The sequence below is a fragment of the Effusibacillus lacus genome, from assembly GCF_002335525.1.
Taxonomy (GTDB): domain Bacteria; phylum Bacillota; class Bacilli; order Tumebacillales; family Effusibacillaceae; genus Effusibacillus; species Effusibacillus lacus.
The window spans coordinates 1-11,838 of record NZ_BDUF01000056.1; the positions used below are offsets into that span (position 1 = coordinate 1).

The 11,838-nt window shown below is 48.7% G+C and carries 13 protein-coding genes and 1 riboswitch; all 13 genes read right to left on the reverse strand.

Annotated elements, in window-relative coordinates:
• Positions 1-168 precede the first annotated feature (168 nt).
• The gene (locus tag EFBL_RS10155) at positions 169-1,374 is read right to left on the reverse strand and encodes a tetratricopeptide repeat protein (RefSeq protein ID WP_131927745.1); all 1,206 of its coding nucleotides are present in this window, start codon (positions 1,372-1,374) and stop codon (positions 169-171) included.
• 29 nt (positions 1,375-1,403) lie between these two features.
• Positions 1,404-1,985 carry a nucleotide exchange factor GrpE gene (gene grpE, locus EFBL_RS10160; RefSeq protein ID WP_165912656.1) on the reverse strand — a complete coding sequence of 194 codons (582 nt, stop codon included), beginning with the start codon at positions 1,983-1,985 and terminating at the stop codon, positions 1,404-1,406.
• 57 nt (positions 1,986-2,042) lie between these two features.
• Positions 2,043-2,321, reverse strand: coding sequence for a hypothetical protein (locus EFBL_RS10165; protein WP_231705752.1), 279 nt, complete (start codon positions 2,319-2,321; stop codon positions 2,043-2,045).
• Between the two features lies 1 nt (position 2,322).
• The gene (locus EFBL_RS10170) at positions 2,323-3,117 is read right to left on the reverse strand and encodes a heme ABC transporter ATP-binding protein (protein ID WP_096182031.1); all 795 of its coding nucleotides are present in this window, start codon (positions 3,115-3,117) and stop codon (positions 2,323-2,325) included.
• Positions 3,117-4,253 (reverse strand): FecCD family ABC transporter permease, encoded by a 1,137-nt coding sequence (locus tag EFBL_RS10175; RefSeq protein WP_096182032.1) that lies wholly within the window; start codon positions 4,251-4,253, stop codon positions 3,117-3,119. Before EFBL_RS10175 ends, EFBL_RS10170 begins: the two co-directional genes overlap by 1 nt.
• 36 nt (positions 4,254-4,289) lie before the next feature.
• Positions 4,290-5,090: an ABC transporter substrate-binding protein gene (locus EFBL_RS10180; RefSeq protein ID WP_231705753.1), complete on the reverse strand. Its 801-nt coding sequence runs from the start codon at positions 5,088-5,090 to the stop codon at positions 4,290-4,292.
• Between the two features lie 51 nt (positions 5,091-5,141).
• On the reverse strand, positions 5,142-5,300 hold the full coding sequence (locus EFBL_RS21225; protein WP_231705754.1) for a hypothetical protein: 159 nt from the start codon (positions 5,298-5,300) through the stop codon (positions 5,142-5,144).
• A gap of 190 nt (positions 5,301-5,490) precedes the next feature.
• Positions 5,491-5,677, reverse strand: a riboswitch (cobalamin riboswitch).
• Between the two features lie 185 nt (positions 5,678-5,862).
• The gene (locus EFBL_RS10185; RefSeq protein ID WP_096182033.1) at positions 5,863-7,608 is read right to left on the reverse strand and encodes a peptidoglycan D,D-transpeptidase FtsI family protein; all 1,746 of its coding nucleotides are present in this window, start codon (positions 7,606-7,608) and stop codon (positions 5,863-5,865) included.
• Positions 7,609-7,714: 106 nt separating this feature from the next.
• Complete coding sequence (locus tag EFBL_RS10190) at positions 7,715-8,389, reverse strand: DUF421 domain-containing protein (RefSeq protein WP_341769647.1); 675 nt, start codon at positions 8,387-8,389, stop codon at positions 7,715-7,717.
• Between the two features lie 37 nt (positions 8,390-8,426).
• Positions 8,427-9,962, reverse strand: a complete 1,536-nt coding sequence (locus tag EFBL_RS10195; protein WP_096182034.1) for a phospholipase D-like domain-containing protein — start codon at positions 9,960-9,962, stop codon at positions 8,427-8,429.
• Positions 9,963-10,321: 359 nt separating this feature from the next.
• Positions 10,322-10,963, reverse strand: a complete 642-nt coding sequence (locus EFBL_RS10200; protein ID WP_096182035.1) for an O-methyltransferase — start codon at positions 10,961-10,963, stop codon at positions 10,322-10,324.
• A complete protein-coding gene (locus EFBL_RS10205) occupies positions 10,960-11,145 on the reverse strand; it encodes a hypothetical protein (protein ID WP_096182036.1) in 186 nt (61 codons plus the stop codon). The genes EFBL_RS10200 and EFBL_RS10205 overlap by 4 nt, the downstream gene beginning before the upstream one ends.
• A 91-nt stretch (positions 11,146-11,236) precedes the next feature.
• Positions 11,237-11,838 (reverse strand): endolytic transglycosylase MltG (gene mltG, locus EFBL_RS21230; RefSeq protein WP_231705755.1); only part of this gene is annotated, 602 nt, incomplete at its 5' end.

Sequence of the window (11,838 nt, forward strand, 5' to 3'; positions counted from 1 at the left end):
CGACCTCCCTTCGCCAGCCGTAAGAAGATTATACAAAACTTAGACTATTTTCATCATCTGATGGTGCCGCGTCAGCGGCATGGGAGTCTAAATAAAAACAAAAAAACGCCCCTAAAAGGGCGACCCATTATAAAAAACCATAATTTATTCAATTCAATAGCCAACTCCCTACAACTGCCTTCGCAGCCCCCTTGCCCGCTGGGCCGTCCATTCATTCGAAAAATCGGTTATGATCTTATCCAGCAAAGGCAAAGCTTCCACCTTCTTGCCTTGTTGGATCAAGTCTTCCGCTTGTTGCAACAGGATGTCGTCATAATAGGGGGACCTGAGATAATGCTGCCCGGTCTTTGCCATAAACTCCTCTCTGAGGGTTCTGGCTTCCTGTGCTTTGCCTTCTTTTGCTTTTGCCTGGATCAGATAATACAAATTGTCATCGGCAAAATACGAATCCGAGTGCAGCTCCCTGCTCTTCTCAAACATTTCGGAAGCTTTCGCAGGCTCGCCCTTTTTCAACAGACTGTAGCCCTCCAGATAAGTGTTCAGGGAAGCCTTGAGAACGGTGTCGTCAAGATCGATTTTCGCATAACGAAACAGTTCCCGGAGTTGTTTCGTTTCCAGTTTTTGTTTTTCATAGTTTTGTTCAAGCTCTCTGAGCCGAACATTCAGTTCTTTCTCATTGACGCTTTGAGAGTCGGGAACTTTCTTCTCTTCCCCAACGATTCCATTGGCCTCTTGCACAGAGTTGGATATGACCGCATACCCCAGACTTCCCGCCGTCAACAGGATTCCCATGACGGAAGCAATCCGCAGATAGTAGATTCTCTTCTTCCCCGTTTGGACCTTCCTATCTGATGTGAGCTGAGCTTTGAGTTTGGTTTCCAGAACGTTGAACCGTGGCGTTGTTCTGACATAGGCCGGGGCATTTGCCATTTCGCTCGCAGCCTTTTGCAATTCCCCGGACACAATCAACGTCAGGTAATACCCATAATAAATGTCGGCAGGCAGCGGGATTGCACTTGCCATTTCCATCAGCCGGAAAAATCGGGACCTGCAGATTTTCCAATTTTTAAACTTGGCAAAATCGACCGCTTCGTTATAGAGCCGCCTTACTTCTTCGTACTTGGGCAGGAAAGAAGCTACGTGTTCAATTTTTTCGTGAATATCAGGTATGGCCTCCGGTTTGACAGATTTCCATCTCTCCAGACCCTTGTGGGGATATCCCATGGAAACCTCGATCAACCCCAAAGTCCAGTAAATCAAGGAGTGGCCTTCACCATTATGTATCGCGGACTCCAGAAGTCTTTTTGCCTTTTCATAGTTTCCAAGGGAAATCTTTTTTATTGCTTGCTGATAGAATTCTTGCGCAATATTCATCGACTCAACCTTCTTTACGGTACGAATTTTCACACTACCGTGATGACTTTGGCCCGACGAATCAGCTCTCCTGAATCGGAATAACGGAATCCACGCTGCATGACTGCATAAACAGAGTTCTTTTCCAGCTCACGATTGATTTCATTCTGAGATACGGTTCCGATCCCTTCCATAATTTCACTGTCGAACATTTGATTCTCGATCTTCAGTTCTTGAATTCCAATCTTTTGCAAAAGGGCAAGTGCTTTTTCGATAACCTGTTGAAACTGGCGTGTCCAGTTCTCGTCATCCGGTTGCATGTTGGAACCCATAAAATCCATCAGATCAAACATTTCCAGCATGGCAAGAATGGTTTGGGAATGATCCGGTTTGGATGCGGGTACTTGAAGCTTTTCCGCCAATTCGTCCAGTTTCATGGAGATCTCCTTCAGCATCTTCAGGTTGGCCCGGTCTCCTTTTTTGATGGCTTCGGCTATTTCGCCAATCGTTTCTTTGGCGAATTGAAGTGTGTTGTTGTGATCCTCCGGTTCAAGTTCGTGAACGAATTGTTCAAGATGGGCAAGTTCTTGTTCACAAAACGAAATCAGGTTCCTATGATTCTTGTTCTTCATTGTTGAACCTCTGCCTCCAGGCAACATTTAAGGATATGTTTATATTTTATAACAATATTAGCCAAAAAACGACATAATTTGCGCGCCCGACCCGACAATCCACTCCCGATAAAACGCGATGCCAGCTTTTCCAGCGAACTGGTCATAGTATTCGGCTTCCAGCCCCGTGTATTTCGGATTGGTCTGTTTTTCGTGGCGCACCCCTTGCATTCCGCATCTCGAACAAAGCGTTCCCGCCAAATCGGTGATCGGTACTCCTGGAGGAACGCCGTTCCGACAGTCCTCGAACCATTCATCATACATAAAGCCGCAGAAGTTGCATTTGCTGAAAGCCACTTCATCGTCCTCCTCGGGTTTTGCGAACTCTCGTATCCGAAAAGAAGGTGATGTGAGGTTTTCCGGTAATCGGATGGATGATGACTTCCGTTTCTACGCCGAACACATCGCGGATTATATCGGTACGAAGCACTTCCTCGGGGGTGCCGAACGCGACAATTTCCCCAGACTCAATGACATAGAGACGATCGCAATACACTGCGGCGATATTCAAATCGTGCAATGCGGCAAGCACCGTGACATTAAGAACTTTGACCAGATCCATAATTTGCAGTTGATACCGAATGTCGAGGTGGTTGGTCGGTTCATCCAAAACAAGAAATTTCGCTTGCTGAGCAAGAGCTCTGGCAATGAGTACCCGCTGTTTTTCGCCCCCCGACAGTGTCGTATAACTTCGTTCCAAAAACTCCTGCATTCCGACGCGAGACAGCGCGTCGTCAACAATCTCTCGATCCTGTGCAGTGTCAGATTCAAGCAGTCGTTTGTGAGGAGAACGTCCCATCATTACAATTTCCCTAACCGAGAAATCAAACTCGACGGGAGATTCCTGGCGGACAACAGCCATTCGTTGCGCCGTTTGACGCGGAGACATTCGATGAATTTCTTCCCCGTCCAAAGTGATGATACCGGCATCAGGCTGCAAAATCCGGTAAACGCTTTTCAGCAGCGTCGACTTTCCGCTCCCGTTCGGACCGATCATACCGACAAATTCTCCCGCTTCCACCCGCAAACCAATGTTTCTCAAAAGCGTTTTTTTATCAATGGAAACCGACACGTTCTCGACTGTAAGATTCATCACCCGCCACCTCCGAACGAATAAGAGCTTCGGCGCATAAGCCAAATAAAGAACGGTCCTCCACAGAGCGAAGTAATGATTCCAATCGGTATCTCCTCCGGAGCGAACCAAAGACGTGCGATCACATCAGCCCAAATTACAAATATTGCCCCTAACAATGAACTGATCGGCAAGACGCGACGATGGTCGGAACCTACCACGAGTCGGACGACATGGGGCATCATAAGTCCAACAAAACCGATCGCCCCGCTAATTGCAACGATCACGCCCGTCAACAGCGCGGTGATGACCAAAAGAAATTTTCGAAAACGTTCCGTGTTCACTCCGAGGGTAATCGCGGTTTCCTCCCCCATGAGCATAGCGTTGAGAGATCTCGACTGAAAGAGAAGAACAACGGTGCCCGCAACGACGGCAAGAGCGGGAATCGTCAAATAGTCCCATTTCGCCCCCGCTAAACTGCCCTTGAGCCAAAACAGCACCGAACGAATTCCGTTCTCCTTGGGCGCAGCGAAGATAATAATGCTCGTCAGCGCCATCAATATTGCGGAAACCGCAATACCCGCGAGCAGCAACCGAACCGTTGAAATGCGCCCTCCCACCTGGGAAAGAAAAAAGACAAACACGATCGATAAAAGAGCCCCAGCAAACGCGCCGAACGAAAGGGCGTATTGACCGAACATCCCGAATGCACCAAACAAGATAACAAGCGTGGCACCAACTGAAGCACCCGAGGATACACCGAGAATGTAGGGGTCGGCAAGAGAATTTCTCACCAAAGCTTGCATCGCAACACCCACAACGGACAATCCCGCACCGACAACGGCTCCGAGCAGCACCCTCGGAAAACGGATATCCCAGACGATGTGCTCTTGCGCCTTCGACCAATGCGCTTGCACCCATTCATTGAAAAAGGGAATGTGCGATAACGCAATCCGCCATACCGTTCCTGGTTCAATCGAAACCGGTCCAAGGGTGATTGCAACGGTCATCGAAACAACAAGGGCAATCACCAAACTGATTGAGATGGTAGAATACCAAACCCGATATTGGCGAATACCGGATTTTTCGATTGCTTCTTCCGTGCCACTACTGGCTCTGGAAATAGGCAAGTCTTCGTTTGGAATTGCATTTTGCATAACAATTCACCCCTTTTAAGTTAACCTCGTCCGCTCTCACTTGAATTTTTCGGGATAAAAACCTTTTGCCAACGTTTCCAACGCGCCCACATTCCTTACTCCCTCAAAGACGCTAGAAAGCGGAAGAACGACGAAACGTTTGTTTTTAACCGCCGTGACGTTTGACAGCGCTGGATTGTTTGAAAGAAATTTGATTTTATCCTCCGCCTTGGTTTTGCCGTAATCGTTAATAACAATGACTTCCGGATCGCGCTTGACCACTTCTTCCCAACTAACCTTCGCCCAGTTTTTCGCAATATCGTCGAACACGTTTTTGCCGCCCGCCAAAGTGATTAGCGAAGTCTGCAACGATTGCCCAGCCGTGAACACCGTGTCTTCCCCGCTATCATAAACCAACACGCGAATCGGTTTTTCAACGCTTCCGATTTTGTACCGGATGGCTTCAATGTCTTTCTGCATGGATGAAACGAGTTCTTTCGCCCTTTGTTCAATGTTGAAAATGCGACCGAGGTTCAGGATATCCTCGTAGACGTCTTCCATTTTGGCTCCCGTCACATAAGTTCCCTTGGCTACGTAGCAGTTAATCCCGTATTTCGCCAGTTCATCAACCGACGCAACTTGTTCTTTACCCTTGAAAGCACTTTCGCGTCCATAAACGAAATCCGGGTTCACTCCCATCAACACTTCCAAAGAAGGATATTTTTCGGCTAAAACCGGAATTTTCGAGAACTTTTCTTTTAATTCGGGAAGAAATTCACCGTCGCTATTGTACGCCGTCCCGACCATGTGCTTTTCCAAACCGAGAGCCAACATGATTTCTGTAGTGTGTTGGTTCAAACTAACTGCCCGTTTCGGCACTTCCTTGAAAGTAAGGGTGCGATTGTAGTTTTAGATCGTGACCGGTTGATAGGCATTCGATTTTGCCGCTTGCTGCTTAGCACCCTGTGTCGAAGTTTCTTTCGTTGAGTTCCCGCATGCCGGAAGAACTGCCATCGCCATTGTCAACAATCCAAACAATAAGATACGACTACTCTGATTTGATTTCATTTCTTTTCCATCCTCCTGTTTGATGATAAAGATTCAGTTTTGAGTCCCTCGCATGTCTTTGAACATTTCACCCCAGCAAAAAACCCCAGCCGAAAAGGCTGGGGTATGTACATGCATGGTAACCCGCACACTAAGACAATGGACGCAAGGTTCCAATTCTATACACCGCACCTTTTCCTCGAAGGCTACTGGGTGTGCTCGCTTCTAGGTAGGTCTCCTGGCTTCCGGATCATCGCGCTCTATCGCCTTCCCCGATTATTCGAGTGGCATCAATGAAAGAGAGCTCGCCGGTTACAGTGGCGGGACCGCTCGGGATTTGCACCCGATTCCCTGTTACCCCTTGGTCTCACAAGGGCACCTAGACGAGAACGATATGAAATTTTATGACTAGCGAGATTCCACTATTCGTGTTTAAGGATACATGCATTGAGGAAATTTTGTCCATACATAATTTCTGGAAACAATCGCCTCAACCATAATACCAAACAGTAACAACGGCGGTTATTTTCCATATAGCATGTTAGTTATTTCAGACTACCAAAACTTATACTTTCCAAGCTGTTCAAAACAGTTGATCCACTATTTCTTTGGTAACGTTTTGCACGAGTTGGCTGCCGGAGTCCGTCGCAACATCCTCTGCCATTACCACAATGATGTACTTGGGTTTGTCTGCAGGGGCGTACCCGGCAAACCAATGGTGATGCAGACCGGCCATTCCTGTTTGAGCGGTTCCTGTTTTTCCTGCCAGGGGAACTTTCGCTGAGGCAAGCAGGTGTGCCGTCCCTTTCGGGGAATCCACCGTTTGGCGCATCCACTTTCGCAATTCCGCTGCCGTTTCCTTATCCAGCAATGGCCCCTGTTGCTTGGCAGCAGGATAGGTCTTGTACAGCATTCCGTCTGTGCTGGTAAGCAATTCCTGAACCAGTCTGGGCTTTCCGGCTATCCCGTTATTCAGAATCACCGCCATCATGTGGGCCGCTTGCAAGGGGGACATCCGAACATCTTCCTGCCCGATTCCCGTATTGGCAAGCAACCGGTAGGACGTTTCCTTCTTGGCAAAAATCTGCCCGTGTTCTTCCCCGTATAACTGGGGTTTCCCGTCAACAGGCTGGGTGACAAGCTGTCCGAGGCCCATTTTGCGCGCATATTCTTCAATCGCAGGTCGCCCAAGTTTCATGGCGAGACTGGCAAACACCACATTGCAGGAACGGGCGAAACCTTGCTCCGCCGTGATAGAACCGTGTTCCGCCCAACAATTCAATTTGCCGTCTCCAATCTCAATGTATCCGGGACAGTAAAATGGGTCCGCCGGACGAACCACCCCTTTTTCCAATGCTGCCGCTGCCACAACCACTTTGAACACAGAACCGGGAAAATCGGCCTGTACCGCTTTGTTGACCGGGTACTCGCCCCGGGTGACAGGTGCATTCTGGTCATATTGGGGACGGCTGGCCATGGCAAGTATTTCCTCTGTCCTGGCGTCAAGTATGACTACCGAACCTTTGTTCAGACCGTGCTTCTCCATGGAAGTTTCGACAGCTTTTTGGACATCGAGATCGAGAGTGGTTTTCACCGACAAAGCACGGTTTTCTTCGTCCGTCACCCGAATGCCCAATCCGTTGACCGGTCGTTTGCCCGCATCAATAAAATAGGAAATCGACTTGTTGTATCCAAGCCCGCGCAAATCATCCTGAAACAAAAACTCAAGTCCCATCTTGCCGATCTGTTCATGCAGGGGGTATTTGCCGCCAAATGCCTGCCTGACAAGTTCCGGGTCCTGGCCGATAAAGCCTATCACGTGGCGAGCCAGGGAATTCTCACCATACCGGACTTTTACCTCCTTGGGATAGACTCCGGGCAATTCCAGTTTCTCAATCAACTTCGCCTGCTCTTCCGTTATTTCAACAATTTGTTCTTTCCCATCTCCAGCAGGTGTGCGAAGCAGGGATGGACGATTGATCTTTGCCAGTCCATTCCGGAGGACTTCCGGCCTTAATCGAAGAATACGGGCCATTTCCTCCACTTTAACCGGGTCGGGACCCTCTGCCCAAAGCGGCATGACAAGCACCCCACGAATGCGTGACCCTGTCAGGGACCGGCCATGACGATCCAGGATATCCCCTCTTCCCGAATCGATCACGAAGGTCTCCCTCCGTTGATCAACCGATGCAGCCACCAGATCCCTTCCCTGCATATCATGGCGCCCCAGCACCTGAATATAAAAAAGCCGCCCCAGCAAGGCGGCCAAACCAAGCGTGACAATGGCCAGTATCCATACCATTCGCCGCTGGACTGATGCAGAACTCATCGTTCCCACCCCGTTCACTGATATCTAGCACCAGTTTTGCCGGGAATCCGGGAACTTAAACAAGGTTTTTGGCATGCTCCATCGTGGGTCTGAGTAGGTAAGGGAATTAAGAATAAGGTACTATATAAATCCCTTCGTTTTCCTTCCATTCAGCATATAAAACGTCTTTCACTTGATTTATCCCATGAGACTGAATCTGCATTTCCAACCATTTTTTATCAAAACCTACACCTTTAAGATTGTCCCAAATAATTTCCCCGTCAGTTATCAAAGTTGTTGGCAATGATACCGGTTTCAGTGTTAGATTCAAATCTTGTCGCTTTACGGTTTCATAGTTCGATTTTTTAAGAACGCTGATATTTCCGTTTGGTTCCAATATGGCATATTCTACTTCACGCACCGAAAATACATTAGCTAGCCGTAACAAATACATCAAGTCGTGGATATTAATCCTGTTCTTTTTTAATTCTTTTCGGATGATCATTCCATTTCGAATTACGACAGATGGATTCCCGTCGATCAAACCTCTTATTTTTAAAGACTTCTGTCCTAAAATTTTCATGGCAACCATGAGCACTCCCCACAAAAATAAAGAGTACAGCATCGTTAAGACTGTTGCCTTTTCATCATAAATTGCACTTCCTACGAGCTCTCCTAAAAAAATAGAAGAAATAAAATCAAACGGTGTTACCTGACTGAATTGTGTTTTGCCTAAAATCTTGGTAATGATGAACAGGCCCATAAAGCCCGATAAAAGTTCAATCGTTAAATGGAGATACAAACTTAATCCCCCTTTCTATCGCCGGATAAGCACTAGGCTATAACAACGGGGAAAGCAGGCGTGCTCCTTGCTCAAGAATTCGCTGTGGAAGGGGGCGCTGCAGCAAATCTTCGATGCGCAACGGCACAGAATCGGTGAGATCGCGCTCGAATTGCTCTGTAAGTTCCTGTGCCACATCTGCACTGTACAAGACTTCGCACACCTCGTAATCCAGGCGAAAACTTCTCATATCAAAGTTTGCGGCACCTACTTCGGCAATCTCCCCATCGATAATCATCAGCTTCGCATGCAACACACCTTTGTTGTACAGATAGATATGGACCCCGGCTTCCAACAGTTCTCCATAGTAGGTGCGGCTTGCAGCGCCCACGATCACGGTTGTGCGATCCATGTGGCGGCGAGGAACCAGCAATCTTACGCGCACTCCTCGCGCCACAGCTGTCTTTAGCGCCATGATGATATCGGCATCGGGCACAAAGTAGGGGGTGGTGATGTCAATGGTCCGGGTCGCTTGTGTCAGGCAAATGAAGTAGGCCTCCCGGATGACTTGAGTAGGAATTCCGGGATTACCTTCAAACGTCTGCACGTACGCTTTGTGCATCGCATCTGTGCTCGGGACGGTGTCAACGCCGGTGTCATCCATGGTGCCCAACTCAGTGCCCCATTCTGCCGACCATTCGGAAATAGCGGCCCTGCCGGCTGGAGCGATGTTCTGCGATAGATGTCTTGGACCCAGCGGCTTTTGCGTATCCTCAGCTTTTGTGTTCCAGCGCGTTCTCGTCTTCATCCGTTCCGGCGAAGCAATGTTCCAATGGGCTTCGAAGACAGCCTGCAAATCGGCCGCAACTTCACCTTCGATTCGCAAATGGGTGTCGCGCCAGAACCCTACGTTCGGCTTCAGTCCGGTATACTCATACCCGATGTTGATCCCACCTGTAAAAGCTTCTTTTCCGTCGATCACAACGTTCTTACAATGATCCCGGTAATTCCAATTGGACAATGCCCAAGGGAAACGCGCTGGAAAAAACGTTCGGGATTCAATCCCTGCATCCATCATCCGAATGATCTGACATCGCGGAAATTGCCGGCTTCCCCAACCGTCTCTCAAAAAACGGACCCTCACTCCGGCCGTGGACCGTTCGATCAGCAGGTCCGTGATGCGCCTGCCAATTTGGTCATCCCGGTATATGAAATATTCCAGATCAATCGTTCTTTGCGCGTTCCGTATGGATTCGATGAGCTTTTCATATGTTTCAATGCCGTTCGTAAGCACCTGAACTCGTCCAGCCCGAAGCCCAAGCACGGTCAAATGCCGTAAGGCATTAGCGATGATCGAGGCCGAGCGGCTGAATGAATCAGGCAACGTGTCCGACTTATTGTTTGGAGAAATCAGTCTTTCACGACGAATGCGTACAGGATTCGATGTAATGAGATAGAGTCCGAAACCGATGACAGGCAAAATGAGACAGATGGTTAGCCAATTCAAGGCCTTGGCCGGCCTGCGTACCTCGCGGAAGGCTACGATTAACATAAAGAACGTATTTAATAGGTACAGCCAAAGAATCCACACCAACTGAAAATCCCTCCCTTATTCATATCTACAATGTGCAAACTATGACCCGCGTATACGCTGGGAATTCCAAATGATGCGCTCGGGGAGTAAAGTTCGAATCATGTGCAGGGCGGGAAAACGGGTGGACATGCTTTGATTTAGGAAGGTTCTTTGTTTATGTCTGATTGGATGTTCGTTCAAGCTTATCTCAGTTGCAGCGATCCAAGTTCCATACTCAAATGCTTGTGTGAGGGAGGTTTCATAATAAAATTATCTCTGAAAAGTGTGATCAAACCAAGTGAATAATCCGAATATCCCTGTATCATCGACTCCCGGGATGCCTATTAGATAGCTGCATTAACCAGTGCGATACCACTCAGTTACTTCTTGACCGAGATAGCCAGTCCGTCACCAAGCGGGACAAACGCCGTTTCCAGCTGGGGGTGGTCAACCAAGATCTGGTTGTATTCCCGAAGCCGCATCACAATCGTCCGCAGTTTGTGTTTCACATGCTCAGGACCCGCAACCAGCCCCTGAAAGAACACGTTGTCGCTGAACAGAATTCCTCCACACCGAAGAAGGGGCAGCACCAATTCAAGAAAATGGGGATACTGCCCTTTGGCCGCATCCAGAAACACCACGTCAAAGGCTTCCTCTGATCCGGGACGCATGGCTGGCAGCAAGTCAAATGCATCCCCCTTCAGCAGTTGAATCCGGTTGCAGAAACCCGCCGCTTGGATGTTTCGCAGAGCTTCTTCCGCCCTGTCGGAATCCTGCTCAATGGTTAGGATAGAAGCCTTGCAGGATTGGGCCATGACGATGGCCGAATACCCGATGGCGCTGCCAACTTCCAGGATCCTTTCCGGGTTGAATAAACGCAACAACACCCGCAGCAACTGGGATGTTTCCAGGTCCAGTATGGGTATATAGAGTTCTTCCGCCCTTTGTTCCATTCGATGCAACTGCTCATCCCGTTCCGGAACCAGATTGCGGATATAGGAAATCAAATCAGTGGAATTCATTCAATCTGCTCCTGTACCTCCGACAATGCCCGGTGCTCCTCGCAGGGCTCGTCCCCGATCACCGGTACCGCAAAACCGTTTTTCAACTTCTCCAATTCGAATTCTCCGATCAGACAGTCGGTTACCACCATTTCCATTTCATCCGCCAGTTCGGGTTCAAATTGCCGACCTTCTTCCGTCATCTGTCCCACACTCCATTTCATGCCAACAGTTGTTGCTGCCCATGATTTTCTATCGGCTAGTGTGCGCGACGACCTTATGTGTCATGCAAGCCTATCTCTTTTGCTCACTGAGCGCAATGTTGCGGTTATGTTCCTCAAGTGTTTTGGCAAAGTAGTGTTCGCCAGTTCCGTCTTTCTTGGTGACATAATAGAATAATTCATGTTTCTCGGGTGAGGCGGCCGCTTTAAGACTGTCCAGTCCTGGAGAAGCAATCGGCCCCGGCGGCAGCCCTTCGTACTTGTATGTGTTGTAAGGGCTTTCCACTTCAAGATCTTTGTACAGAAGTTCCGGTTTCTGCCCGACCACGTACTGGATGGTCGCATCAATCTGCAAAAGCATCGGCGGCTTTTGCTGCAGCCTGTTATGGATAACTCCCGAAATGGTCGGACGTTCCTTGGCCACCCGGGCCTCTCTTTCGATCAGGGATGCCATCGTCACTGCGTCATGCAAAGATAAACCATTTGCTTTGAACTTCTCCCGAAGATCCGGAGAGACCACCTTGTCAAACTGTTTTAGCATTCTATCAATGATCTCATGTTCCGTGGCGCCTTGTTTGATCTCATAGGTTTCCGGAAACAGATAGCCTTCCAGTCGGTAACGCATTCCCGGTTTCTTGGGGATCTGCCGGACAAACTCATAGTCAAACGTGCCGG

Coding starts and splice junctions, on each gene's coding strand:
- EFBL_RS21225 (WP_231705754.1), bottom strand. CDS start 5,300: ATGAAATCAAATCAGAGTAGTCGTATCTTATTGTTTGGATTGTTGACA.
- EFBL_RS10170 (WP_096182031.1), bottom strand. CDS start 3,117: ATGAATCTTACAGTCGAGAACGTGTCGGTTTCCATTGATAAAAAAACG.
- EFBL_RS10205 (WP_096182036.1), bottom strand. CDS start 11,145: ATGACGGAAGAAGGTCGGCAATTTGAACCCGAACTGGCGGATGAAATG.
- EFBL_RS10155 (WP_131927745.1), bottom strand. CDS start 1,374: ATGAATATTGCGCAAGAATTCTATCAGCAAGCAATAAAAAAGATTTCC.
- EFBL_RS10175 (WP_096182032.1), bottom strand. CDS start 4,253: ATGCAAAATGCAATTCCAAACGAAGACTTGCCTATTTCCAGAGCCAGT.
- grpE (WP_165912656.1), bottom strand. CDS start 1,985: ATGAAGAACAAGAATCATAGGAACCTGATTTCGTTTTGTGAACAAGAA.
- EFBL_RS10200 (WP_096182035.1), bottom strand. CDS start 10,963: ATGAATTCCACTGATTTGATTTCCTATATCCGCAATCTGGTTCCGGAA.
- EFBL_RS10185 (WP_096182033.1), bottom strand. CDS start 7,608: ATGAGTTCTGCATCAGTCCAGCGGCGAATGGTATGGATACTGGCCATT.